Raw genomic sequence first — 24,684 nt, 5'->3', positions numbered from 1 at the left:
TAAACTTGATTAAGTAAATGGTTGAATTATTTTACGCCTAGATATTCTCATTAATCTGATGTAACTTAATTAACGATTTTAAAAACACAATCATAAGGAATTTGATTATGCATACACCAATCCAATTTTATGTCACCTTGCCATTTGACCTTTTTCGACTTGGCCGTAAAACAAAAGCTAAGTTTGATTATATCCGAACTACACCACCAAGAGAGGAAGAACAAACTTGGGATGTAAGAGTTTACAAAAAGAATGATATTGACTTTGTTGACAGTAAATCGGGTGGCTTATCGCTATTTAATTACAGAAACCCTAAATTTGGTACGCTGTGGTGGAAGTTACCAGCCAAGTCTAAAATGCCGCAAGGTCTGCATGTTTCACTTGATGATGGGGGATCTCTAGGTAAAAACCATTTTACTATTCGCCCTTTATACGATATGCCTGTGACTCTGTACTTAGATAAGTTAAATCAGTTAGACTCAATGGCTATCCCTTGTTTTATCGGTATACCAAATAAAGATGTAGGATAATTATGTTTTCACAATTAGAGCTTAGATTAATTAAAAGTACTCTTAAAAGCAGGGTTGAAAAAGAAACAGTAGAGCTTAAACAGCTTGATGAAGATAGCGATGAATATATGGAAAAGGCTAATGATTTAATGGTGCTTGATACATTAATTTCTAAAATTGATAAATCGCAAAATTAAAGCTTGAGGGCGCTAGCTCCTAACTAGCGCTTTTCTTTTTTATCCCGACCACCCCAAAACGCTCTAAACAATCGCATTAACCCAAGGGTTGAAACAGCAATACCCACTATCACAAATTCAAAGTACCAGGGCGCGCCGTTATAGCCCATAGCCTGCCAACCTTTTTCCATATACGGCTGCATGGCCGGTATAAAATGGCACACAAACAAACCCAAAAAGAATAGAATGATCACTTCATCCATTAAGGTTTTGTCGCGGTTCTTAAGTACCAGTAAGTCGTAATCAGCGTCGTTTTGTTCCGCTTGCATACAGCGCCTTGCTTTTGCTTCAAACTGCGCAATTTTAAAGTTGTTTTCAGCCCGTGCAATATCAGCAGCCATTTCGGCTGCTATGCGTTTACGTTCAACGTAGCCACCGGTTAAATCGGCTATTGGGTCAGTGATGAATGAAACCAGTGTTTTAAACCATCCCATTATTTGCCACCCCTAATTAATTTAATAAACGCTTTTGGATCTTTGCTAATTGCTTTTATTAGCGTGTCGAACCCCTCTAAAATGTGCGGGGCCGCATAGGCGGTTACACCAATTACACCGGTTTTTAAACTTTCATCAAATTGCCGCCATTCACAAAACATAGCCGCAAGGTAGGCTGCAAATATCGCAATTAACACACTCATAAAATAATGAAAAAACGTAAACTGCCGTTTGCTTAAATACATTTGTATGCCTGCGGCTAAAAAGCTCAACATAAATAAACGCCCCCATTGTTTAATAAACTCTATTAAGTCAATCCAGCTCATGTGCTTTCCTTAGTTGTTGGGTTTAGGTCTGAATACTCAGGCTCTTTAAATTCAATATGCTGTGCAGCGGGGAGGTAGTTATTAATGCCTTTAACATCAAGCTGTAGTGGTACAACTTCATTGTTGTAATATGCGCGGGTAATTTTATCTAAATCACCAAAGCCCGGGCTATCGCCAGACGATTGGCCGCTCAGTGCTTCTTGTGCGCGGTGCATACTTAGCATGTCGTTTAAGGTTATTTTTTTAATGCGCTCAAATTCATCCTTAGTTGATATGTCACCAACCGGTGTAATTTTTATCGACTTCTCAGCATCGGCTTTATTACTACGAAAATTAAAAAACAAACTTCTAAAATTGCCCACGCCTTTACTATCACGAATGGCATTTTTAAGTGCGGTTTCGTCGGCATCGCTTAAGTTCGGGTCGGCCATTGAGAATATAAAACCCATGTGCGCGCCGTTCTTGTAATAGCGGCGTCTAAATAAAGTGGCATCTTCATTGAGTAAGGCTGATTGAATACCACCGTAATACTGCGGTATGCCGTAAATACCTTGAGCGGGGTCGTACTCTTTTACGTGTATAACTTCACCGGCATTAAAATAAATAGGCTCGTGACTGCGGTTACTCAATTGCGCATATACCCCACGTGTATCGGTATAGCGCATAGTGAGTGCAGGCAAATGGCGCAGCTTAATAACCTGCCCAAATGAATTTTTAATAATCTGCAAATAAGCGTTACCGCTCCACAGTAGATCAAACGCAAACTTACTTAATGCTTGGTGGCTTAAAAGCGGGTTAGGCTTATACCACTTTAAAATCATGTTGCGCTTAAAGTAGAGTATTGGCCCATGCTGGGCATTAACGCGCAAAAGCTTTACCAAACCTTGCAAACTAATGGGTGGTGCATAAATGCCGTTGCTATCGCTAAACACCCCAACGTAATCGGTTAGCCGGTTATCTAAACAGGGTTCGGGATCGCCAAAACTAAACGAATCGGTTACCGCTGTTCGTTGGTTATAATTAGGCGCATGGCCGTTACTTACTTGTAATCGTGGTTTCATTAAGCTGCAATTCCTACAGATGTTTGGCGGCTGTGGGCATTGCCGTCCAGAGGTTCAAATTTCATAGCGTGCATAATGGCCCACGCAATATCGGCATGGCCCGTGGTCGCGGTGCGGTTTGTGGCATAGGTAATTTGGTCGCCAACCACTTTGCGACGAATATTAATAAACGAACTGGCAATATTTACCGCGTCCTGGTCAAACTCAAAACGGCGGTTTTTAATTACGTTAATCGCTTTAATAACCAGTTGGTTTTTAATAATGGGGTTGTAATGTATTGGCTCAGCGTTCGGGTAAAATTTAGTGATCATCTCCCACACGCCATAACCAATACCGGTCGTATCAACACCAATGTGTTGCACGTTATATTTTTCGGTGAGTAGCTTTATTTCAGTAGCCATGGCTTCAAAGTCGTTGCCGCTTAAATCAACCGCTTCAAGTAACCTAAACTTTTCGCCAGGTTTCATAGGGGCACTTAACACAGCAACGCTTGCTTTATCACCAAAGCGGGCAGGGTCAAAGCCAATTACCACTGGCTTTAATGCAAACGGGCGTTCGTACTCTAAATCAAAGTCATCCCATTTAGTGGAGTCGCCAACACAGGCCATAATTTGTTTAAGGTTAAATGCGCTGTGGGCATCATCAATAAACTTACACATAAACAAGTTATTAAACTCATCGGTGCTGTATTCGTTTTCAAATACTTCAATATCAATACGGTCAAAGCCACTTTTAACCACATCATGCACGGTGAGCATTTGCCGCCAAATGCCATCGTCACACAGCAAGCCATGCTTTAAGTTTTTATGGCTAACATCAATAGCAAATTCAGGGTCGTTACAGGCTTTGGTTTTGCGGTACCATTTACCATTCCAATGGTCGTAGGCTTCGTGGCTGGTAACACTTGGCGTACTAAAGTAGGTAATACGCAAATGCTTATGCGTTGCCATGGCCTGTGCCAAACCGCGCAACGTTTTATAGTTTGGTATCCAAAACACTTCATCTATATATAAGTCGCCCGACTCAGATTGAGCCGTACGCGCATTGGTACTTTTAAATATAAGCTTAACCGTTTTACCACCGGCTAAATTAAGCACCATCGGTGAGCCAGTTAATTCAATATTAAAATGCTCACGGCACAGCGCCACAATATTGGCTTTAAACACTTCCGCCTGGTCACGGCTCGCCGATATAAATATTTTATTACGGCCATTAACCACAGCATCATAAAACGCTTCAAACGCAAAATAGAATGTGGCACCAATTTGGCGAGGTTTTAAAATAAAGCGGCTGCGGTGGTCTTGGTTTTCAAACCAATGTTTTTGGTGTGGGTAAAGTAGCTTGTCTTTAAGCTCGTTGAGCATATCAACAGTAATGCCAGAGCAATCGTTTTTCTTTTTCTTCTTCGACTTCTTATTACTGCCACCGCCATTATTGCTCTGTGCATCATCGTTACTAGCGCGTTGTTTAGGGGCAGGGGCAAGTTTACTTTTATTAAGGGCGCATAACTGGCGGGTGCAAAAGTCTAACTCTTTATAGTCGGCATCGGTTTTATCGTCTTTATCGGCCAGCACATTAATGCGCTTGCTAAACGCCATTTCGGCATTGTAGCTTGGGCACATATCTTCCCATTTGCCAGCTTCAGCCCAACGGCGAACGCTACGCGCACTGGGCATATCGTCAAGCTCGGCTATTTCATCAACCGTGTAACCCTCAACAACATACAAGTCTTGTGCTTTTTTGCGTATTTCTGGTCCGTAGTTCGCCATCTATTGCACCGCGTTTATTAATCTATAGCGGCAGTGTATTCGTTATAAAGCGCTTAATCTGTCAGTCAAAAACCTAGCCATTCCTAAAAGCTAAATATAGGAATTTCAAAAAGTTAAACCGTTGGAAAGGATTAAAAAGAGGGTGCAAACTGCAGTTACTTTAAAGCAAAACGCTTAACTAAAAAACATTTAAAAGGTTTGTTTATGCCAGGTCAACTACGTACAAAACCACTTTCTATTGCCGCCGTGGGCATGACCGTTGACGGCCGCGAAATCACTGAGCAAGACGTAGCCGACATAGTAGAAACCTACAACCCGCGTAAATATGGCGCACGCATAAACCTCGATCACGAATTTAATTGGTCAGGCTGGGCCGCTAAAAACCTACACAATGTTGATATACCGGGCATGTTAGGTGACGTTGAAAGTGTACAAGCCTATGAAAACGAAGAGGGCGTAGTGTGCTTGTATGCCGTACTTGCCCCAAACCAAAGCTTTGTAACACTCAATAAAGCCGACCAAGCCGTTTACTTTAGTATCGAAATTAAACGCGATTTTATGGGCTCAGGCAAAACCTATCTAACCGGCCTTGCAGTAACCGACTACCCAGCAAGCTGCTACACCGACCGAATCCATTTCAGTAGTAAGAGCAAGCCAGACGACACGGACGTCGCCTTATTAACCGTTGATTTAGGGTCATGTGAGCCAATCGATACACCTAAAAAACCCTTTTTTAAACGAATATTCGCAAAGGAAGATCCCGACATGAACGAAACGCAATTAGCCAACGCATTAAAAGATGCACTCGGCACACCACTTGAAGAGTTCGGCCAAAAGCTTGACGGCTTAACAGCAAAGCTTGATTCATTCTCAACCACAAAAGTGGAAGACGAAGAAACACCGCCAGAAGATGGCGAAAGCACTGAAGTAGCCGAGCTAAAAGAAGAGTTATCGTCAACTAAAAAACTGCTTACAGAACTAACAGACAAGTTTGAAAAAGCAGTAAACGCACCTGCGGGTAATACCACTGACGCCGACGACGAACCCGAAGGCGACGACGGCAAATACAGCAACTGTCTGTAATTGCACTCACTCACACTTAATTTAGCAAAACGCAGGAAAGCATATGAAAACCAGAACTAAAGAGTTATTCGTCGCCATTATGGCAGGCATGGCCGTTAACTACGGCGTAACCTCTATGAGCGAACAATTTAATGTAGAACCAACGGTAGAGCAGCGCCTTTACGATGCGGTTTACGAGTCAGCCGAATTTTTACAGATGATCAACACCGCACCGGTTGACGACCTAGTGGGTCAATCAGTGATCATGAGTGTTGACGGTGGCATCACAGGCCGTGCAGGCGTAGAAACCGACGACACCAAAGAGCGACAAACCCGCGATGTATCAAAGCTCGCTAAGCGTGAATACCGCTGTTACCCAGTAGAGTGCGATATTCATATTACATGGGTGAAAATGGATCAGTGGTCTAAGTTCCCTGATTTCCATAATCGCTATCGTAACCATGTTCGCCAAGCAATCGCGCTCGACATTATTAAAATTGGTTGGAATGGTACACACGTAGCCGATACAACGGATATTGCTGCCTACCCAATGATGAACGATGTAAACATTGGCTGGTTGCAGTTAATTCGCCGCGATGCACCAGAGCGTGCAATTAGTGAAGGTGAAAACGTTGGCGAAATTCGTATTGGTGCCGGTGGCGACTACGAAAACCTAGATCAAGCCGTGCACGATGCATTGCAAGGTATTCCAGAGCATAAGCGTGCAAACATGGTGGCCATTATTGGTGACGAGCTTTTAGCGCACGACAAAAACAAGCTTTACGCCAAGCAATCACATACGCCAAGCGAAAAAACAAAAATTGAATTGCAGCAGGTAATTGAAACCTACGGCGGTTTAATGACCTACAAAATCCCGTTTTTCCCAGCGCGTGGCATTTTAGTAACCAGCTTTGACAACCTAAGTCACTACGTACAAACAGGCTCAACACGCACTAGTGTAGAAAACAACGCTAAAAAGAAACGCGTTGAAGACTACCTATCACGCAATGATTGCTACTACGTCGAAGACCTTGAAAAAGTAATGTACTTCGAGTCAGCAAACGTCAAGTTACCAAACGCAGCAGGCGACGCCTGGGCATAATCGCCTAATTTATTAGCGCAGCAATTAGCCGCCCTTTTCCCGAGTTTCGGGGCGGCTTTTTTTAACCAAATTAAAGAGTGTTTTTAAATGAGCTTAGTCAAAAAATCATTAGCCAAAGCAGTAAGCAGTGTACCAACTAGCACTGAAAAGCAAGCGCCAACGGCAGCGGCAACGGCAACAGCCACTCAAGCCAACGCGCCAGCAACTAACACCGAGCAAAACGAGTACCCGTTTTTTGCAGCGGCCATCGAGTCAGACTTAGCTCAACTAAAAACATTTACAGATATTAGCGACAAAGCCAGCTACAAATCAGAAGCGCTAGAGCGTAACGATTACCTAGGCTACATCAACCGTTACCGCTTAAGCGGCCAAAATCACCACAACAAAGTATTGGCGTGGGTGTTTATTTGGTTAGTTGATTTAAAGCGCTGGGATGCAGTCATGGAGCTATTGCCATTACTTGTTGAGCAAAAGCAACCACTGCCAACCGTGTTTAATACCAAGCATTGGCCTGCGTTCGTTATCGACCAACTCTACGATGATGCAAATTACTATTTATCAGAATCAAAGCAGCAAGGCTTGTTTGATATTAGCTATGTACTGCGCAGTCTAATCAATACCTTAAAAAATCAAGACTGGAACGGCCTTGAAGTGGTGGGAGGTAAGTTGTACGCCATTGCTGCCAAGGTTGATGCAGCCCAGCATAACTATGGTAATGCACTGTTATTTGCAGAGCACGCTCAAGCGATTAACGACAAAGCAGGGGTTAAAGGTTTAGTCGATAAGCTAACGAAACAGTTAAAAGGGATCGTTAGCGAATAACAGCTCCAACGCCGGTGGGCAACTTAGCACAACGTTAGCATTACTTGCTTAACGCGCGTGACTAAGTGGCGCCCACACCCAATTTAACGGTTAAGCAAAAAGGTGCGTTATGAACTTAAGCGGTATGCCACAAGCAGATTTACATAGCAGCAATGTTGATGTGCCAGGCAATGGCTATTACCCAGCGCTCAGCACCGCATATTTTATTAAGCACTACGCAGTTGCCCAAGAATACGCTAGCAAAAGCGATTTACTTGTTGAAAAACTTAAACGTGCACAGGGCGAAGCTAACCAAGAACTAGCCAGCGCAGTGCTTACCAATGGCGAGCCATTAAACGCACAGCAAGTCATTTTTTATCTTGATGCAGTTTACAGCAAAGCTAAAGCTAATTTACTGGTATCAAAGCTCGGCAGTTCGCACCGCGACAGCGCCACAGCACAAAGCCAAACAGCTATTGATAACCATGAACACTGGCAACGCCAAAGTATAAATGCACTGCGTTTACTGCAATCGCTCAGCCCTAACTTATCGGTAGAACTGTTATGAGCCAAAGCAAAATAGCACAGCTGAAACAGTATTTAGCAAGCGCTGAATATCAAGGCCGTAATCTGGCGCTAAGCACCCAGTTCGACAGCTGGATAGAGGGTGGTCGCATAGAGCCAAGTAGCAAAACTATTAACGGTAATGGATTGTTAGCCGCGCGGTTTTATTACTCAGGGGTTATTAGCATCAATCCATGCTCAGCACCGGCAGCACTTATTTGTGCATTTGCCTCTTTTTGGCTGCAAAACAACGGCGGCAAATACGACAGCCCCGACATTGAATTTAGTGCCGATGTTAACGACGACAACAGCAACGAAGTAGAGCTAACGATAGAGCAGCTGTGCGAAGAGATAGAACTTATAAAAACACCCAACGGCCCGTTTGAATTAAATGGCAACCGTTATGATTTTGGTGAACAAAGCCTATGGATAGCTGAAGCATTCACACTTGAGGGTGAAATAAGCCGTGCTTAACGTCAAGTTTGACGAAGGGCAAAGCAAAGAACAACTCGCGTTTTTAAAGCTCAAGCCAAATAAGCGTCGCAATATATTACGCAGTGCAATACGTGCAGCAAACAAAAGCAGTAAAGAGCGCGTTACCAGGCAAACAGATTTAACCGGTAAAACATGGCAAGGCCGCGCAAACGGCAAGAAAAAGAAAATGCTCACCAAGCTAAAGCGCCGCATGAAAGTACGTTATGGCGCTAATAGCGCAGGCGTTTATTTTACCGGGGGTAACAGCGGCAAAATTGCTCGCGCGCATCAAGAGGGTGTAAGCCTAGATGCAGGCAAGCCAAAAGGCAGTGGCGCACAAAATAAAGAGGGCCCAGCCACGCGTAACTTAGCCCGCGCATTAATAGCCGAGGGTTACAAAATACCGCGCGGGAAGGGCAAGGGTAGCAAACGCCCAAGCATTAAATGGATAACAGAGAATTTAAGTATTAACCAAGCTGGATTTTTACTGCGTGATTTAAAGGGCAGCTCAAGCAAGAGCACTTGGCAAATTGATTTGCCTGCCCGCTCTTTCTTAGGGCAAACCGTTGCTGAGCAAAAACAGCAACACAGTTTTATTTTAAACAAAGCTATGCAAGTGGCGTAGCGCAAAGCAAAAGGAACGACCATGGCACAAGGTAAAGTATCCGTTGCCGCCCATCAAACAGGCAGTGGCGCTACAAAACAGGTAGAGCGAAGTGTGTTGTTTATCGGCCAAGCGCCCGACAATAACAGCAAAATTCTACCCATTAATGCGCAAAGCGATTTTGATGTAGAGTTCGGCGCTGCCGATTCACCACTAAAAACGCAAGTAAAAGCATGGCAACGCAATGGTGACGACTTAGTCAGCGGTTACGCCATTTCACACGCACCGGCAGCTGATGTTATGGCGCTAATTGATCAGGCAATGGACCAAGATGTAAGCCCAGAAATCATTGTTATTTGTACACCTGTGACGGGTAAAGCTGACATTGAAAGCTATCAAGCTAAAGCGCTTGAAATTCTATCAAGTCTTGCGCGTCGCGTTCGTTTTTTGCTGGCTGCACCTGGCTTAACCGAAGGGCAAAATTGGTCTGATTTAGTCACTGCATTACAGCCATTAACTGATGGGGTAGTCGGGGATCGTGTCGCTGCCGTGCCATTACTGTTTGGTGATGAATTGGGCGCGGTCACTGGGCGTTTGTGTAAACGTTCAGTCACCATTGCTGATAGTCCAATGCGTGTACTGACGGGCGCAATGTCACTGATGCCATTGCCAACCGATGCAGCAGGCAACCCGCTCACCAACTCAACCACCGCCGCACTGGATGCACTGCGCTTTAGTTGCACCCAGTTTTACCCTGATTTTGACGGCGTTTATTTTGGTGATGTAAACATGCTTGATGCCGAGGGCGGTGATTATCAAGAAATTGAGAATGGCCGCATTGTCGATATGGCAGCCCGCGCGGTGCGCATTATTGCCATTCAAAATATTAAAAACCGTCGCTTAAATAACAGCACCACGGGCACAGAATACGGCAAACGTGAAATGAGTCGGCCACTACGAACCATGGCTCGCTCAGTCAACATTGGCGCTGATAAGTTCCCTGGTTTAATAGAGCCACCAAAAGATGACAGCATCAGTATTACGTGGCTTGACAGTAAAACAGTTCAAATAATGATGAAAGTGACGCCTTACGACTCACCCAACACCATTATTGTGGGCATCATGCTAAATGCACAAGGTAAGGAGTAAGCAGCATGCAAAAAGTATTAGGCGGTAAAGACTTCGACGTGTTCATTGGTGGCTCAATGGTGCACGTTAAGGAAGCCACGGTAAAAATTACCGATGGGCGAGTAGCAAAAACAGTGCGCGGTGTCCCTAAAGGATTTATTGATGGGCCAGTTTCAGCCGAAGTAACCCTAAAGCTTGATCATGAAAACTGGTTACTCGTTCAAGCGCAAGCAGAAAGTGCTGGCAGCTGGAAAGGCATAGAACCATTCGACGTAGCATTTAACGCCGAAGTGACCGCCGGTAAAAAGAACATTGAAGCATTTGGTTGCTTGCCACAGCTAGAAGACCTACTTGATCTGAAAGCGGAAGGTGGCGAAGAAGATACCACATCAATTAAGTGCCCGATTACTAGTCCTGACTTTGTAAAAATCAATGGCGTGCCGTACCTAACCGATGACGAAGTGAGAGACTTGTAATGACGAAAGCCGCTCGAAAGCTCACTGCCACAACACTATTAAGCACTTTACAAGCATGTGGGCATACAGTATTTGAGGGCGAATTAAACCTAAATATCATAGGTATTCGCCATCCAAACACACGCGCCAATACCTTTAACGATGAAATATGCGTGTTGTATCAGCAAGGCGGGAAGTGGCAGTTAATGCAGTTTAAAGCCACAACCGATGCGGGTATTTACTGGCGTAAACACCCAATGAACATAGACGGCACAGCCGTGCTCATTGCAGGGCAGCATAAAAGTTTATGGATGTTGGGTTATCACCAGGGCAAGTACCGCGCCCTTGTTCAACATAAACCGGTTGTTGTTCTGCGAGACAACAACCAAGACACCGAGTTAGACACGGACGTCACACCAGAGGCTCAACTACAGCAAGGTTACTTTGGGATTAATTGCCACCGTGCCAGCGCAACAACCACATCAACCCAAGTTGATAAGTGGTCTGCCGGTTGCCAGGTATTTGCAAACCCAAATGACTTTGATGAGTTTATTGCCTTATGTGAGCAATCCGCTGCCAAGTATGGCCCTTATTTTACATACACCTTGCTAGACCAAGCAGACATTAAAGAGAGTAAATAATCATGGCGTTTGAGAAAAAAATCACGATTGAAACACCGGTAGGCGAAATCACATTTAACGTAAATGGCGCCGACTACAACAAATACATTAACTCGACTCAGCCGAACAACAAAGTGCAGCCGGCCACTAACTTTGTTCTTAACACCGTGGTTGAAGCGGACGCTAAAAAACTCAAAGAGTTAGTACAGCAACCGGGTGCCGCGTTGTTTTTAGTGGGTGCCATTGTTGAAGAATATCAACCCGAGTTTAATTTTACGGTAAAAAAATCGAAAGCCGAGCCAAGCAAATAGGCAAAAGCAGGCTTGATCAGTTACTGGCTTACCACGCTAAATATTTTGGCAATTTACCAGTAACTGACGAGAGCTTGGCACAGGCGCTATATCTTCACACCAGCGAACAAGAAAACTTTGTAACCGCCGTAAATAACGGCATTTGCACAGCATTAAGCGGCGAGTAATTTAATGGCAACACTCAGCAAGTTAGACAAGCTTACTTATTCAATCGGCATCATCGACAAGGTGACGGGGCCGGTTAATAAAGTCATGGCTAAAATTAATCAGCTGAGCCAGCAAACAGCCGTCGCACAAGACCAAATGATGCGCGGCGCAACAACGGCCGCTGCAGGTGGTTATGCGCTCGCTAAATCACTTGCCCCATCAATTGATCACGTTGCCGCTTTGGGTGAAGTGCAATCGCTCGGCGTTGCCGACGACGCACTACAAAAACTCACTAAAACATCGTATGAGTTTGGGTTTCAATTTGGGGGTAACTCTGCCGAGTTCGTTCGTAGTGCCTACGATATTCAGTCCGCCATTGCGGGTTTAAGTGGTGATGAACTATCCGAGTTCACTAAAACATCAAACATGTTAGCGGTAGCAACAAAAGCCGATGCTGGCACTATCACCAGCTATATGGGCACGATGTACGGCATTTTTGAGCAAACCGCTAATAAAATGGGTAAGTCCAATTGGGTTAACCAAATTGCAGGACAAACAGCCACAGCAGTACAACTCTACAAAACCACGGGCTCAGAAATGGAAGCCGCATTTTCAAACCTTGGCGCAACAGCTACCAATATTGGACTAAGTTCAGCACAACAATTTGCTCTAGTAGGTGAGCTGCAACTGGTTGCTAAATCAGGGTCGGTTGCAGGTACGCAAGCGGCATCGTTATTACAAGGAATAGGTAAAGCACAAGATGCATTAGGCATAGAGCTAACCGCCGACAATGGCGATATGCTCGCCATCGATGTTGTGTTAGGGCGAATTAATGAGCGGTTATCATCATTAGGTTCTGTGGCGCGTGGCGATGTACTTACCCAAATATTTGGCAAACAAGGTGCAAAAGCGGTTGATGTGCTCAGCACCAAAGTCGATAAGTTAAAAGACGGTATTAACGTTTTTGAAAACGTACAAGACAGTTCAAAAGCTGCAGAAATGGCGAACATTATTGCCAGCCCATGGGACAGGTTAAGCGGTTCGTTTAATGCTGCCGCAGCTGCGGTGGGTAATCGTTTATTACCGGTGGTTGAGCCGTTCGTTGAAATCATGGCCGCAGGCTTTGCCTATATCGTGTCGTTAACAGAGCGATTCCCCATGCTATCCAGTGTTATTGCAACGTTGGTTGTTGGCATTGTTGCGTTGATCACGGTGTATGGGCTGGTCATATTCAGCATGGGCTTATACAAAATGGCAATGGTTTCAACAGCCGCAATAACCTCTGGGGTTACGGTACTAACCAAACTGTGGCAAGCATCATTAGTCGCATTACGTGTGCTGGGTTTTTTATCACTCATTGCCACCGTTGGTGCAGCAACTATTGCATTTGGTGCATTTAAAGCGGTCATGCTCGCAGTAAAAGCTGCGACTTGGTTGTTTAATGCTGCGCTTTGGGCAAACCCAATTACATGGGTGGTGGCAGGTGTTATGGCATTAGTTGCCGTTGTTGGGGCACTTATCTATTACTGGGATGACCTAGTGGCTGCATTTCAAAATACCGCATGGGGCAAAGTGCTAATTGCAGTGTTTGACAGTGTGAAAACGGCCTTTAATGGGGTGATTGACAGCGTAAAGTGGGTTCTTGAAAAGCTAGGTCTTATTGACGATACCGAAGCAAAACTAAAAACAGAAGCGCTTACAACTCGCGAAAACATTAACCGTGCTCAGCCTAACAATTTAGTGATGCAAAATGCCGATCAAGCCTTTAGCCGCGACTATGGCCAAAGCGTTATCAACAAAGCCGCACAAGTGCCAATCAGTACAACTAATGATTTTACTAACGCTGCAAACTCGCCTGTATTTAGTCGCACACAAACGCAACTCACTAGTATTAATACGAGTACAGGGCAATTAAATGCATTCCCAACGGCTAAAACAGATCAGGCAATTACCAACACAGCCAACACCAGTGCATACAAAGTAGAGCAACTAAGCACCGAACAGCAACAAAACAGCAGCTATAAAGCAAAGGTACAAAAGTCAGCGTTTCTACAAAACCTAACTAACAACAGCAATAGTACTAAAAACAATAATCAAAGCGATAACAGCAAGCGTGTGTATATCGATAATTTAACGGTTAAGTCTGACGACCCAATTAACAGCTTTGAACAAATGATGGAGCTTGCAGGCTAATGGCAACACTTAATATTGATTTAAATATTATAGATAACGACATAGCGCTAGATAGTTTTGCTGTACCCAGTCAATTAACCAATAGTGACGTAATAGCACAAGACGTAAAACACCGCATTATTGAAAGCGGCAAAGTAACCGAACTAATCGGGCTACGTAATAAAAACATCGTTGCAAAAATTTTAACTGAAATAGAGCTGATCGTAGAGCAAGACGAACGCTTAGTGCCTGGCACCATAAAAGTGATCAGGCAAGCAACGGGTGAAATAAGCGTAACCGCTAAAACGATTGATGGGGCTATCTAATGGATTACACCAACTTATTTAAACAAGAACTGCAAGCGGCAGGTATTCCGGTAAACCGCGAACAGCTGCAAGCTCTGTGGCAAAAGCATGTAGATCAGGGTGAATTTACAGTAAGTAACACTAGTACGTTTAGCCCATTTTTTCGTTTACAAAAATCAATCATGGTAGAGCCCGCTGAGCAACTAATACAAAGTTTGATCACCCAAGTTATGCCCAACTCATTTGTTATGCTTGCAGGCGGTGAATGGCTAAAGCAACACGGCGAGTCACGTAAAACACCAAAGCTACCCGCCGTTAAAGCACAGGGGGTTGTTGAATTTACTCGAACTGATATTGATACTGAGCTTGTTATAACTGCAGGTACAGTCGTTGAGAGTTTACCAATTAACGGCCAAGTGTATCGTGTGTTTACCTTGTACGACCAAACCTTTGCAGTAGGCGAATCCACCCACAGCATACCGGTACAAGCTGAGCAAACAGGCCAAAATTACAACCTAGCCGCCGGCTATTACGTACGTGTAATTTCAGACATTGAAAACCTAACCGCTATTAATAATGCCGATTGGCTGACAAGAGCAGGCCAGGACATTGAAACCGACGATAACTACCGCTTGCGTATACGTGATGCATTTTCATCATTAGGCAGCTATCACGTTGATGCGGTGTACCGCTCTATTATTTCAGCGTTCACGGGTATATCGGTAGATAACATTGTATTTGAGAAAAACGCCCCTCGGGGTCCAGGCAGTGCTAACGCCTATGTATTTTTAAACGTAGGTGAAATAAGTTCCGCGTTACTCAATCAAATAAACAATCACATAGCTGCGGGTAACCATGGCAGTGGTGACGATTTGCAAGTATTTGCAATTAGCACTCAACCGCAAAACATTGTGGCTAACTACCAGCAGCACCCCAATACACAAAACCGCAGTGCCGATATAGAGCAATTTATACGTGCTGCGTTTAGGCAAAATGCGGCTTATAAAAACGTAACTAAGTGCAAACCAAACGAGTTATTTAGCTTTAGCCAGCTAGCCACCGAGTTACATACCCAATTTAGTGAGCTTAAAACAATTCGTTTTGAAAATGCAGATATTAACTGCGAGCTATGGTTACCCACAATTAATACAGTAGCGTTAAATAATGAGTGATCTAACACCGCAACTGCCTATTTGGCTAACAGAGAAAAATGTCACAGCGCTTGCAAAAGTTGCCCAAAGTTATTGGCAAGAAATAGAAAGCTATTTGTTTTGGTGGCTAGAGCAACAACACAGCGAAAATGCACAAACAGCCATATTAGATTTACTCGCATGGGAGCGTGGCATCAATCGCTTACCCGATGAAGCAGTAGAACTTTACGGCCTTCGTGTAAAACACGCGTTCGCCAATGCAACCGATGCCGGCTCAAACGTAGGTATGGAACAAATATTTAAACGCCTGGGCTTTGGCTTTATTCAAGTTAACGAACGCGTCCCTGGTTTTGATTGGGACATGGTAGAAATTGCCATGTTAGAGGATGAGTTTAGCGGCAAAGAACAATTGGTTAATGAAGTGATTAAGCAGTATGGCCGCACGTGCCGCCGTTACTTTTTGAGTGCGATGGCAACCGTCAATACAACCGATGCTATTGGACTTGTTGAATATGATCAGGAGGTAATAGGGTGAGCCAATTACAAATAACTAACGCCGGTTTAAATTATCGCAATGCCGTATTCGCCGGTGATGAAGTACAAAACATTACGCACTTTGTGTTTGCAAATATAGACGGCCAAGACGAAACCGCACCTATAGACCCAAATACCATAATACCGACAAATATTGTGCACACCGAGCCAGTAAAAGCAGTTTCTCGCATCGATGGGAATGCCATAGTAATGAGTGCGGTCATGGGCTATGACGTAGGCGACTTCGATTACAACTGGTATGGCGCCGTTGCAACTAATGCAAATAACGAGCAAATACTCATTGCTGTAGTGACCACCGCATTACAAAGTAAAACTAAAACCAGTGCCGATGTTTACGGTAACTACAGTGCAAAAAGTATTGTTTGGCGCAGCCAAAATATTGCAGAGCAGTTAAATATCACACTCAGCGCATTGCCTTGGCAAGTACAAGTTGGCGAGTTTGTAAGCGCCGCTGAATTTGCAGCGCATGACCATAACCAGTATTTAGAAAAAACAGCCTTTAATACCTTATTACCGTTTGTTACTCAGCCAACAATCAGCGTGTTTAATCGCCATAACATAATTAACAGCAACGAATACACAGCGCCACTAGTGGGTATTGATGATGCTGAACTACAAAACAATGACTGGTTTTCAATAAGAGCTAGCAATGGGCAACCCGTTATTAAACAAGCAAACGCTGATGAAACAACCGCTAAGTTTAAGCGCTTAGCAGATGGCGCAATTGATACACAAGTAACGATTGTTGCAGATGATAAAAACGAGCGTGTATTTGTGTATAACAAAGAATTAAATGTATGGGAGTTTTAAATGGATAGCATTGTAAAACAGTCAGCAATAGAAATAGGCAGCGTAACGCTATCAGCAAAGCCCAAATTAGATAATGAGTTGCCATTGCTTGATTGTGACGGCTCGCCTTACTTTGTTGCAGATTATCCAATATTAGCAAGCAAGCTTGAGCGAAAATTTATTGAACAAAGCATCATTCCAACTGAAATCACACACGCTAATGTTAGTGAGTACATGAATAGCAAAAGCACAGTTAAAGTAATTAATAGTGTTTTGCATATTTACATAGCAACAGTTGATACGGTTGGGGTATTCACATCTAGTGATGGTCTTACATTCAACTTTACTGAGTTTTCTTCTCTTCTTGCAAAAGGAAACTATGTACCAAAAGTAAATATAATCCGAGCCAGCGATGACGGTCAAACACTCTTAACGTGCAACGCCCTAGCAACATTTTTATCTAAAGATGGCGGCGCTACATGGCTTGATCAAACGCACACATCATCGGGAGTAACTTCTCTTCAATATTGGGATGTATCACCCAGTGGCGATAACATGTTTTGTGCTACAAATTCAGTATCCGGTAGTCGCAAATTTATTTATAGAAAAAATGGCGAATCTACTTGGTATACGACAAATTTAAACTACACAAGTGCGGCTTATAGTTTCTATTACATAAATGAATCTTACATTACTTATATTAGCGGGTCTTCATCTGATGATGGGCTTTATAGAGGGTACATACCTTCTAGCAGCACAACCAATATGTTTGACACCGAGTCTATACAGACAACGGCGTTGGTTAGAGATGGCGTAAGCCTTATTAGTGCGGCATTTTATGGCGGTACATCAACAGATTACTCACGCTATTATATATCTATGAGTGGGGCGTCAGCGTGGGTAAAGCTACCATATCGATTTGATGTGTTTGGAAATAATCAAACATTAAATTTGCTTGTAGATTTTTTATTAACTGCATCTAATGATTTGTATGTTGCTAATAGTGATGGTGTATTTTTACTAAAAGACGGTGCAACAAGTTGGTCGAGAGTGTTTAAACCTAATTCAGTTGCAGAGCAGATTACAGGCCAAGCGCGTTTAGCTGAAATTAACGGTGATGTATTTATTATCACAGCAACCGCATTTTATAAGACTAATACAGTGCTTGAAGATTACCTCTTTTTCACCCCCGATTTATCAGACTCGCCACTTAACAGTGTGTGTAAACTCGTTGGAGATAAACAGCCATGATTTTATATTTATATGATGAAAACGATGTTTTTGCTGGTACATACACATACAAACAAGGCGGGGCACTTCCCAAGCTGCGCTATACAACAATAGCCCCACCAAAACCCGCAGATAATGAGATGGCGGTGTTTAAAAGTGGGGAGTGGCAATTAGAAGAACGCACCGTTGAAACGCCATTAATACCTGTTGTTATCGACAATGTTGCTGGGCAGTTAGATGACTATGTAAACATTGAAAACGAATACACAGTGCCGCAATCAAGTGACGCGGTTATAGCTACGGGGCAATTAGCAATACCAGACCGTAAATTTAAAGTGCCATTTAAGCGTGTTGATACTGGCCGTGTTCAGTTAATGCCAGCTGAAGTTGTAGGTGGAGTATTTACGCTTCCCTTAAAATTTGAAACGAATGGCGTGTGGATAGTTAACCAAGCTCTGATTAACTCTGATTACGAGCAAGATATTTTTGCACTAACAGAGCGCCGGTTTTCAGTAATTTAGGTGGTAGCCATGCAAATTAAACTCAATTTTGTAAATGCCGGTAAAGCGCAATTGCTAGAGCCACTCAAAACCCAATTTGGTGAAGTACACCGCTTTTTTGTAACTGATGGATTTACACTGCCGTGGTACGTTCGTTGGTTTCATAACCCATTTGGTGATGGTTTACTTGCTGCTATATGGCATGACTTTGCATTAAAAACAGGGCGTGAAAAAGCACACTATGAGTTTTTTGTATTACTTAAAAGTAATGGTGTGCCAATTTGGAAAGCTTATATTATGTGGTTTTGTGTGTGGGCCTACGAGCAGTTTAATAAGTTGTTTTCTTTTTTAAGGTAATACCATGCAAATACCCAACTCGTTTAATACTCAAAGTAGGGAAGCGTTAAACGCAGCTTGTACGCAGTTACATGTTATTGCACTTAATAGCTACCAAACACCCAGTTTAATAACCGCCGCAGCGGGGAGCGAATTACTGGCAACAGCCATAAAAGACGTCACACGCCAGCAACGGCCAAGCGCGTTTAATGCAGTAATACTCAGTTGCAGTGCCAGCAGTCACGCAAAGCTTGCAAGCTTATTAAGTGAATTTAATCAGCATTGCCCATTAGCAGTGTTTACCCACGCAGCTGATCATGCATTGAGTTTATCAACGCTCGATACAGACAAAATGCGCCTGTCAACAACAGAGCAATCAATAGAGTGGCAGCACGTTAATGATTGTCGTGCCGTGCCTGCACTCGCAAAAGCATTTAACGATAAAAGCTTAGCACTGGTAAGTAATGAAGGCATAAACCTAATAACCGATATTAATACGGCCCTAAACGAAACAGCGCAATTAAAGGCACAGCGGGATCAGCGTTTAACGAACACACTATTTAGGGCAACGGCTAATTTAACCGTGACTAGCAGCAATGCACAAAGCGCCCGCGCACTGGCACAGCAAATACAAACACTCGGTAATAACGATAAGCATTGGGCCTACTGCGCATTTGTGGGCAGCAGCGAAAACATAAACACCATTAAAGAGCTATTTGCATGATCACACTAAACGGCTGGCAAGTACCAGGTTATGAAACCCGTATTAACTGCGGTATTAAATTACCCAGCGAAGACTTAAGCGGGTTTGGCTCGTTTACCCTTTCAAGTGATAAAGGCATAAAGCCAGGTGTAGTATCAGTTAGTACAAAAATTCCCTTTGTTGATGCAAGCGAACTAGCCGAACTTATTACCCGAGCAAAGCAGGTAGACGAAAACGGCGCACGAACCGTGATCACTATTAATAGCCAAGTAACCGAAGCGTATAAAATACGTAAAGCCAAATTCGATAGCGATATAAAAGCCACCGAGCTTGAAGAAGTAAAAGCGTGGCAAGTAACTTTTAAGCTGGTAGAAGTGCTTTCAACAGCAGAGCGAACCCAGCAACAACTTGACGGCAAAGCAAAAGAAAATAGCCAAACCCAAGCAGTAAACGGTCACGAAACAGTACAAACCGCATTCGAGCAAAGTGAGGGGCCATGAGCAGTAACCGGCTAATTAAAATACTCAACATTGGTGGTGTTCAAGTTACTAACTTAGTCAGTGACAATACCCAACTTGATTTATACAGCACAGGCCGTGCAAGTTTTATGGTGGTTACAGAGGAAGAACCAAAAGGGTTAGTTGAGTTACACATAGGTTATGCCATTAATGCTATGCAGCCGTATTTTTTAGGTGTTATTGAAGCAAAACATCAAAGTAATGGCCGCTGGTTTTTAACCTGCCGCGAGCTCATAGGCGCGTTATCATTCCCGCATAACTTTGCTATTCGCCACGCCACCTTTGCAAATGTGTGCGATCAGTTAAGCAGTATAGGTATTGAGTTTATTTACCCTGATAGTGATTATACAAAAACACCCGTGCCCGCATTTTATCACCAGGGCACAGGCATTGAAGCACTGCGCCAATGTGCTCAGGTATTTAGCATTCCCCATTTTATATTTCAGCAACGACCCGACGGCAAAGTATACGCCGGCAGCTGGCATGACTCACGTTGGCCACAAACCGAGATAACCGACTTTGAAGAGCACCCAATAAAAACAACCAATGCAAACACCGGTTCAATTATTGCCATACCAAAACTAAGACCAGGCATAAAATTAAACGGCCGATACATAACCGAAGTAACATTAAGTGAAAACAAACAGGTGATCAGATGGTCAAAAACGCTATAAAGCGCCTAATACTGCGCTACTTTCCAGAGCTTGGGCAACGTAAGCATTTACCGCAGCTAGCGCGTATTGAACGCATTTACGACATACCGGCTACGGCAACAATTAGCAGTGCATTTAGACCACTAAAAGCCGCCGACGTACAGCTATTAAACCCGCAAACCGCCGAGCCATTAGCCGTGCCTATATTTCAGCAAGTAACACTTGGCACAGGCCAAGCGCCTGATCATGGCTTGTTAAACGAACCAACGCCAGGTATGCACTGTTTAATACAATATATCGACGGCCTAAACAGCCACCCCGTGATCACCAGCTTATTGCCATGGCAAAGCCTAGTGCCAGAACACAAACGCACCGACGTAACACTGCAGCAAAACAGCCGCAGCAAACTACAAGGCCGCGACGGCAACTGGCACATAAAAACAGATGGCGACATAACCCAATCAAGCGATAGCAGTAAAATACAATCGCGCAACCGTGAAGAAATTTACCACCAACGCAGCACCAATATAGCTACGCACGACACGTTAAAAATAGACGGCAACCAAATTAATGAAGTAATGGGCGCCCTAAAAACAGTGGTGGGTGAAAAAGCATTGATCACAGCGCTAGAAGGGCTGTTACTTGGCAGTAAAAAACAGATAGATATTAAAGCCCATGAGAACATGAACCTAGAAACACTCAAAACACTTCATGCTAAAGCTACTAAGCTCGCAAAGGTTGAAGGTAAAACAGTGTGGTTGGGTGACAGCTCAGTAAACGTAGCGCAAGTACTCCTTGATTTAATAAGCTTGGTTGAACAAATGAACCAGACTTTATCAACTCATACCCATAACTCACCGCTACCAACCCCAACAGAAATGGTCGATTTTATAAGCTATAAAGTTGAGGCTAAGGCATTAAATAGTAAGTTAGAGCCAATAGTTGAATAATAAAAATAATCAGGCAATATGTAATTTATTGTCAGGTCAATGGATTACTAAATGGATTATGAAACAGAGTTGATAAAATGGTTGTTAAATCTCATTACCGCATTGGTAATGGCTTTTGTTGGTTGGTTAATATCAATCAAAGCTGCAGAAAAGATTGAGGTCTATAAACAAAAAAAAGCTGTTGACTCACTATATATTGATATTGAGATTCTAAACGATAAATTGAAAGCAACTTTAAAGCCTTACTGCATATCTTATCTGAAATTACATAACTGGGATAGAATATCAATTATAGATTTGAATATCTTAAAATATATCCCTTGGAATGTTTCAAAAGATATGGGTTGGAATAGCTTAACCAAAGAGCAAAAGTTAGCATTAACTTTATTGGATGATTATCTAAACACTATTTCCTTAGAGTACCGTAATCTATTTAACATTTGGGAAATTCAAAATGAAGATCACCAGAGCATGAATAAAATGATAGCTCACCATAGAACGATTATTCGCTTTTTATCAGCCTCATATATATTAACACTGAACTTTAATATACACAGAGATAAATTGGTAAAAGAAAGCTACATGCCCAGTGATTTAGAGCCCAAAAAAAATGTAAAGCGAGCATTGAATGATATAGATGTTGATATTACAGAAGATTTTATAAAAGATTTAGTAAATTAGAAGTGGAGTGTGTATAAAAGTGTGTATAAATTTCTATTCGTTGAATTTAAAATCATTTTAAATCAATGTTTTGATGTGTATTGCTCATAGTCGTGCCAGTAGATTGTTGCTTGATTTTGCTCTTGATATGCCATGCTGAAAACCCTGAGTAGTTAACTTAAAAGCGCCTAAATACGCGCCAAGTTACTAAAATAATGAATTATTTAGATTATGGCATATGGACGAGGGAGTTTACAGGTTTGGGTGAGTAATGATGTTATTGAACTTTGGAATAATACGTCAAGTTTGAGTTTTATTCCCACATTGCATTTTAGTTCCCAAAATGACACTATTTAGGCAGGAGTATTAAAATCATTTTAAAGGAATAAATTTAGCATGCCTTCTAATACAAAAGAGTACGTAACCGTTCAAGAGTTAGAGCAAGACCTTCTCACTGTGACTGGTAATTCCTCAATTGCTAAAAACCAAGCTACTCAATATGCTATATATTATCGAGGTGAAATTATTGATTCAGCACGCTATAAAAAAGGGCTTATTAGTAAAGATGACTTAATACTTAGTAGGCATGTACGGTGGGAGCATAATAAGCGGCATAGTATTAAACTAAGTAGAAATATGATTGCAGCAGGTAGGGAAAGAGGTGAAAATATGGCGGCTCACCACATAGTCGCTTGGGACGATCCCCGAGCTTCAAAGGCTAGGCTTAGACTCGCAGGTTTTGGAATCGATATTGACCATGAAGCAAATGGAGTATTTCTTCCTAGATTTGCAAAACATACTCCAATGGATGCAATGCCTAAGGCTGAAGCCCATACAAAAACCCACACAAGCGAATACTTCTTAAACGTAGAAGCTTTACTTACCGATACTATAGCTGAAGGTTTAGGCCGGACAGATATAATTGAATTACTTAGAGATATTGGCGACGAGTTACAAAGTGGTGATTTCCCACTACATGAAGAATTATCAAATATGATACCAAGGTAATTAAATGAAAGAATTTAATAAAGTTTATGCTGTTGGCGTTGATGCTGGTGAATATTTGCTGCTACAAGAAACAATGTTCGAGCAGTCAATACAGTTAACAAACAACGATATTTATACTTTTAACGGTAACTCAAAGGGTGATGGCTGGCGTATTGTAGATGTTGATTGGTTAATAGTCGAAGGTGAAACTCCTACTAATAAACCCGATGTAGCAGGCTGGGGAGCAATGGCTTTCGCAATTCCAGCACCCTTAAAATGTATGTTTGAGCCAACACTTAAAGAATGCTGTGAATTTTTACCACTAAATCTTAATGGTGAAGAATGGTTTGCTTTAAATATTTTAGGTCAACAAGACGCAATTAGCCAAGAGCACACAGAGTTGAACATGAAGAATGGTCGTGTAAATAGAATCAGGCGCTTTAAAAAACTCGCTTTAAGTAAAAACGCTATAAAACACGGTGGTTTGTTTAAGGTGAAAGGAGCTGGAATATTTACCTTTTGTACTGATGAAAAGGGTGGCTTGTATGATTTGGTGAAAAGTCAAAATTTAAAAGGTCTAAAATTTACGGAAGTGAATGTTATATAAGTATGTTAGCCTGCATCTAGCGGACTTTGTATAGAGGTAGTTTTTATTATCCATTTCCATAAACACAGTTACCTTGCCAAATAATGACGTCAATCGGGCTATAATTCACATAAACCACAAGTTGTGGTCGAGTTTCTCAATTGAAGTGTGTTTTATTTTCGGATTATTTTATATGGAAATTAGTATTGAAGACGATGGAAAAATCCTAGGTCGTCTATCGTTAGCTTGGTGGAATACTAGTTTATCGCCTAGAGGAAAAGCTAGGGAAAATAATATAGAAAATCAGATGATTGCTGGGGAAGCGATACTTTTAATGCTACTTGATAAGAAAATTAAATTCTTAATAGATGGAGCACAGAGTTAAGCCTGTGCTCCACTACTTATTCTCAAATTTTAAGGTGTCAGTAACTCAATTTAAAGCAAACTTTATAAATGCTAGTGTTGCCCCAACAGCGGTAAAAACTATCCCAGCTCATCATTATATCATATCGGCTTTAAACTCATTACTTGATAAACCCATTTCTGCTTTAAATTCACTGCATTAATAATGCCATTTCAGTTGTTACCAGCCGGACTGGCTAAAGTTCAAGCAAATGGCTTTGACGTAGAATACGAGCTTGCCGGTAAAGGTAAACATACTATATTACTATTCGCTCTCTATACGATATGCCTGCGACTCTGTAATTAGATAAATTAAATCAGTTAGGCTCAATGGCTATCCCTTGATTTATCGGTATACCAAATAAAGATGTAGGATAATTATGTTTTCACAATTAGAGCTTAGAGTAATTAAAAGTACCCTTAAAAGCAGGGCTGAAAAAGAAACAGTAGAGCTTAAAGAGCTTGATGAAGATAGCGATGAATATATGGAAAAGGCTAATGACTTAATGGTGCTTGATACATTAATTTCTAAAATTGATAAATCGCAAAATTAAAGCTTGAGGCGCTAGCTCCTAACTAGCGCT

Annotated in this window: 34 protein-coding genes; 30 read left to right on the top strand and 4 right to left on the bottom strand. The window is 42.4% G+C overall.

Going from position 1 to position 24,684, the window contains the following annotated elements:
• The first annotated feature begins 107 nt into the window (after nucleotides 1-107).
• Both AC0L7Q_RS08925 and AC0L7Q_RS08920 read left to right on the top strand, forming a co-directional pair.
• Nucleotides 108-530: a hypothetical protein gene (locus AC0L7Q_RS08925; protein WP_149614061.1), complete on the top strand. Its 423-nt coding sequence runs from the start codon at nucleotides 108-110 to the stop codon at nucleotides 528-530.
• A 2-nt stretch (nucleotides 531-532) separates the two neighbouring features.
• Complete coding sequence (locus tag AC0L7Q_RS08920; protein WP_008135644.1) at nucleotides 533-706, top strand: hypothetical protein; 174 nt, start codon at nucleotides 533-535, stop codon at nucleotides 704-706.
• A gap of 23 nt (nucleotides 707-729) precedes the next feature.
• On the opposite strand, the gene AC0L7Q_RS08915 is transcribed toward AC0L7Q_RS08920, so the two are convergent.
• From AC0L7Q_RS08915 to AC0L7Q_RS08900, 4 genes are read right to left on the bottom strand one after another with little or no spacing between them, the layout of a single operon-like run.
• A complete protein-coding gene (locus AC0L7Q_RS08915) occupies nucleotides 730-1,179 on the bottom strand; it encodes a hypothetical protein (RefSeq protein WP_409423285.1) in 450 nt (149 codons plus the stop codon).
• The gene (locus AC0L7Q_RS08910) at nucleotides 1,179-1,505 is read right to left on the bottom strand and encodes a phage holin family protein (protein ID WP_138607478.1); all 327 of its coding nucleotides are present in this window, start codon (nucleotides 1,503-1,505) and stop codon (nucleotides 1,179-1,181) included. Before AC0L7Q_RS08910 ends, AC0L7Q_RS08915 begins: the two co-directional genes overlap by 1 nt.
• Nucleotides 1,502-2,566, bottom strand: a complete 1,065-nt coding sequence (locus tag AC0L7Q_RS08905) for a phage portal protein (protein ID WP_409423284.1) — start codon at nucleotides 2,564-2,566, stop codon at nucleotides 1,502-1,504. Before AC0L7Q_RS08905 ends, AC0L7Q_RS08910 begins: the two co-directional genes overlap by 4 nt.
• Nucleotides 2,566-4,335 carry a terminase large subunit domain-containing protein gene (locus AC0L7Q_RS08900; protein WP_409423283.1) on the bottom strand — a complete coding sequence of 590 codons (1,770 nt, stop codon included), beginning with the start codon at nucleotides 4,333-4,335 and terminating at the stop codon, nucleotides 2,566-2,568. The genes AC0L7Q_RS08905 and AC0L7Q_RS08900 overlap by 1 nt, the downstream gene beginning before the upstream one ends.
• Before the next feature lie 204 nt (nucleotides 4,336-4,539).
• Between AC0L7Q_RS08900 and AC0L7Q_RS08895 the strand changes: the two genes are divergently transcribed.
• The 28 genes from AC0L7Q_RS08895 to AC0L7Q_RS08760 all read left to right on the top strand — a co-directional run bounded on the left by AC0L7Q_RS08895 (nucleotide 4,540) and on the right by AC0L7Q_RS08760 (nucleotide 24,654).
• A complete protein-coding gene (locus AC0L7Q_RS08895; RefSeq protein ID WP_409423282.1) occupies nucleotides 4,540-5,418 on the top strand; it encodes a GPO family capsid scaffolding protein in 879 nt (292 codons plus the stop codon).
• A 43-nt stretch (nucleotides 5,419-5,461) separates the two neighbouring features.
• On the top strand, nucleotides 5,462-6,499 hold the full coding sequence (locus AC0L7Q_RS08890) for a phage major capsid protein, P2 family (protein ID WP_409423281.1): 1,038 nt from the start codon (nucleotides 5,462-5,464) through the stop codon (nucleotides 6,497-6,499).
• 87 nt (nucleotides 6,500-6,586) lie between these two features.
• A complete protein-coding gene (gpM, locus tag AC0L7Q_RS08885) occupies nucleotides 6,587-7,321 on the top strand; it encodes a phage terminase small subunit (protein WP_409423280.1) in 735 nt (244 codons plus the stop codon).
• Nucleotides 7,322-7,430: 109 nt separating this feature from the next.
• Nucleotides 7,431-7,868, top strand: a complete 438-nt coding sequence (locus AC0L7Q_RS08880; RefSeq protein WP_409423279.1) for a phage head protein — start codon at nucleotides 7,431-7,433, stop codon at nucleotides 7,866-7,868.
• Nucleotides 7,865-8,338: a phage tail protein gene (locus AC0L7Q_RS08875; RefSeq protein ID WP_409423278.1), complete on the top strand. Its 474-nt coding sequence runs from the start codon at nucleotides 7,865-7,867 to the stop codon at nucleotides 8,336-8,338. Before AC0L7Q_RS08880 ends, AC0L7Q_RS08875 begins: the two co-directional genes overlap by 4 nt.
• A complete protein-coding gene (locus AC0L7Q_RS08870) occupies nucleotides 8,331-8,963 on the top strand; it encodes a phage virion morphogenesis family protein (protein ID WP_409423277.1) in 633 nt (210 codons plus the stop codon). Before AC0L7Q_RS08875 ends, AC0L7Q_RS08870 begins: the two co-directional genes overlap by 8 nt.
• A 21-nt stretch (nucleotides 8,964-8,984) precedes the next feature.
• A complete protein-coding gene (locus AC0L7Q_RS08865; RefSeq protein WP_409423276.1) occupies nucleotides 8,985-10,091 on the top strand; it encodes a DUF2586 domain-containing protein in 1,107 nt (368 codons plus the stop codon).
• 5 nt (nucleotides 10,092-10,096) lie between these two features.
• Nucleotides 10,097-10,546 carry a phage protein gene (locus tag AC0L7Q_RS08860; RefSeq protein ID WP_138607459.1) on the top strand — a complete coding sequence of 150 codons (450 nt, stop codon included), beginning with the start codon at nucleotides 10,097-10,099 and terminating at the stop codon, nucleotides 10,544-10,546.
• Nucleotides 10,546-11,166 carry a hypothetical protein gene (locus AC0L7Q_RS08855; RefSeq protein WP_409423275.1) on the top strand — a complete coding sequence of 207 codons (621 nt, stop codon included), beginning with the start codon at nucleotides 10,546-10,548 and terminating at the stop codon, nucleotides 11,164-11,166. Before AC0L7Q_RS08860 ends, AC0L7Q_RS08855 begins: the two co-directional genes overlap by 1 nt.
• A 2-nt stretch (nucleotides 11,167-11,168) precedes the next feature.
• On the top strand, nucleotides 11,169-11,456 hold the full coding sequence (locus AC0L7Q_RS08850; protein WP_138607456.1) for a putative phage tail assembly chaperone: 288 nt from the start codon (nucleotides 11,169-11,171) through the stop codon (nucleotides 11,454-11,456).
• Nucleotides 11,432-11,623: a DUF6890 family protein gene (locus AC0L7Q_RS08845; RefSeq protein ID WP_409425571.1), complete on the top strand. Its 192-nt coding sequence runs from the start codon at nucleotides 11,432-11,434 to the stop codon at nucleotides 11,621-11,623. The genes AC0L7Q_RS08850 and AC0L7Q_RS08845 overlap by 25 nt, the downstream gene beginning before the upstream one ends.
• A 4-nt stretch (nucleotides 11,624-11,627) precedes the next feature.
• The gene (locus AC0L7Q_RS08840; protein WP_409423274.1) at nucleotides 11,628-13,796 is read left to right on the top strand and encodes a phage tail tape measure protein; all 2,169 of its coding nucleotides are present in this window, start codon (nucleotides 11,628-11,630) and stop codon (nucleotides 13,794-13,796) included.
• Nucleotides 13,796-14,101, top strand: a complete 306-nt coding sequence (locus tag AC0L7Q_RS08835) for a DUF2590 family protein (RefSeq protein ID WP_409423273.1) — start codon at nucleotides 13,796-13,798, stop codon at nucleotides 14,099-14,101. Before AC0L7Q_RS08840 ends, AC0L7Q_RS08835 begins: the two co-directional genes overlap by 1 nt.
• Nucleotides 14,101-15,252 (top strand): baseplate J/gp47 family protein, encoded by a 1,152-nt coding sequence (locus AC0L7Q_RS08830; RefSeq protein ID WP_409423272.1) that lies wholly within the window; start codon nucleotides 14,101-14,103, stop codon nucleotides 15,250-15,252. Before AC0L7Q_RS08835 ends, AC0L7Q_RS08830 begins: the two co-directional genes overlap by 1 nt.
• On the top strand, nucleotides 15,245-15,766 hold the full coding sequence (locus tag AC0L7Q_RS08825) for a hypothetical protein (protein ID WP_409423271.1): 522 nt from the start codon (nucleotides 15,245-15,247) through the stop codon (nucleotides 15,764-15,766). The genes AC0L7Q_RS08830 and AC0L7Q_RS08825 overlap by 8 nt, the downstream gene beginning before the upstream one ends.
• Nucleotides 15,763-16,596 (top strand): phage tail-collar fiber domain-containing protein, encoded by an 834-nt coding sequence (locus tag AC0L7Q_RS08820; RefSeq protein ID WP_409423270.1) that lies wholly within the window; start codon nucleotides 15,763-15,765, stop codon nucleotides 16,594-16,596. Before AC0L7Q_RS08825 ends, AC0L7Q_RS08820 begins: the two co-directional genes overlap by 4 nt.
• Nucleotides 16,597-17,826, top strand: coding sequence for a hypothetical protein (locus tag AC0L7Q_RS08815; protein WP_409423269.1), 1,230 nt, complete (start codon nucleotides 16,597-16,599; stop codon nucleotides 17,824-17,826).
• Entirely contained in the window at nucleotides 17,823-18,326 is a 504-nt protein-coding gene (locus AC0L7Q_RS08810; RefSeq protein WP_409423268.1) for a hypothetical protein, read from the top strand. The genes AC0L7Q_RS08815 and AC0L7Q_RS08810 overlap by 4 nt, the downstream gene beginning before the upstream one ends.
• A 9-nt stretch (nucleotides 18,327-18,335) precedes the next feature.
• Nucleotides 18,336-18,662, top strand: coding sequence for a DUF1353 domain-containing protein (locus AC0L7Q_RS08805; protein WP_409423267.1), 327 nt, complete (start codon nucleotides 18,336-18,338; stop codon nucleotides 18,660-18,662).
• A 4-nt stretch (nucleotides 18,663-18,666) separates the two neighbouring features.
• Entirely contained in the window at nucleotides 18,667-19,365 is a 699-nt protein-coding gene (locus AC0L7Q_RS08800; protein ID WP_409423266.1) for a hypothetical protein, read from the top strand.
• Nucleotides 19,362-19,844, top strand: a complete 483-nt coding sequence (locus tag AC0L7Q_RS08795; RefSeq protein WP_409423265.1) for a baseplate complex protein — start codon at nucleotides 19,362-19,364, stop codon at nucleotides 19,842-19,844. Before AC0L7Q_RS08800 ends, AC0L7Q_RS08795 begins: the two co-directional genes overlap by 4 nt.
• Entirely contained in the window at nucleotides 19,841-20,536 is a 696-nt protein-coding gene (locus tag AC0L7Q_RS08790) for a hypothetical protein (protein ID WP_409423264.1), read from the top strand. Before AC0L7Q_RS08795 ends, AC0L7Q_RS08790 begins: the two co-directional genes overlap by 4 nt.
• Nucleotides 20,518-21,465, top strand: coding sequence for a hypothetical protein (locus AC0L7Q_RS08785; protein ID WP_409423263.1), 948 nt, complete (start codon nucleotides 20,518-20,520; stop codon nucleotides 21,463-21,465). The genes AC0L7Q_RS08790 and AC0L7Q_RS08785 overlap by 19 nt, the downstream gene beginning before the upstream one ends.
• A 51-nt stretch (nucleotides 21,466-21,516) precedes the next feature.
• Nucleotides 21,517-22,146, top strand: coding sequence for a hypothetical protein (locus AC0L7Q_RS08780; RefSeq protein WP_409423262.1), 630 nt, complete (start codon nucleotides 21,517-21,519; stop codon nucleotides 22,144-22,146).
• A 375-nt stretch (nucleotides 22,147-22,521) separates the two neighbouring features.
• Nucleotides 22,522-23,133, top strand: a complete 612-nt coding sequence (locus tag AC0L7Q_RS08775) for an AHH domain-containing protein (RefSeq protein WP_409423261.1) — start codon at nucleotides 22,522-22,524, stop codon at nucleotides 23,131-23,133.
• A 4-nt stretch (nucleotides 23,134-23,137) separates the two neighbouring features.
• On the top strand, nucleotides 23,138-23,719 hold the full coding sequence (locus AC0L7Q_RS08770) for a hypothetical protein (RefSeq protein ID WP_409423260.1): 582 nt from the start codon (nucleotides 23,138-23,140) through the stop codon (nucleotides 23,717-23,719).
• Between the two features lie 172 nt (nucleotides 23,720-23,891).
• Nucleotides 23,892-24,083 carry a hypothetical protein gene (locus AC0L7Q_RS08765; protein WP_409423259.1) on the top strand — a complete coding sequence of 64 codons (192 nt, stop codon included), beginning with the start codon at nucleotides 23,892-23,894 and terminating at the stop codon, nucleotides 24,081-24,083.
• A 397-nt stretch (nucleotides 24,084-24,480) separates the two neighbouring features.
• On the top strand, nucleotides 24,481-24,654 hold the full coding sequence (locus AC0L7Q_RS08760) for a hypothetical protein (RefSeq protein WP_409423258.1): 174 nt from the start codon (nucleotides 24,481-24,483) through the stop codon (nucleotides 24,652-24,654).
• Nucleotides 24,655-24,684 lie beyond the last annotated feature (30 nt).

This window comes from Pseudoalteromonas sp. KJ63-1 (assembly GCF_055808145.1).
Note: the sequence above shows the minus strand (reverse complement) of the source record. Positions and strands in the feature narration are given on the sequence as shown.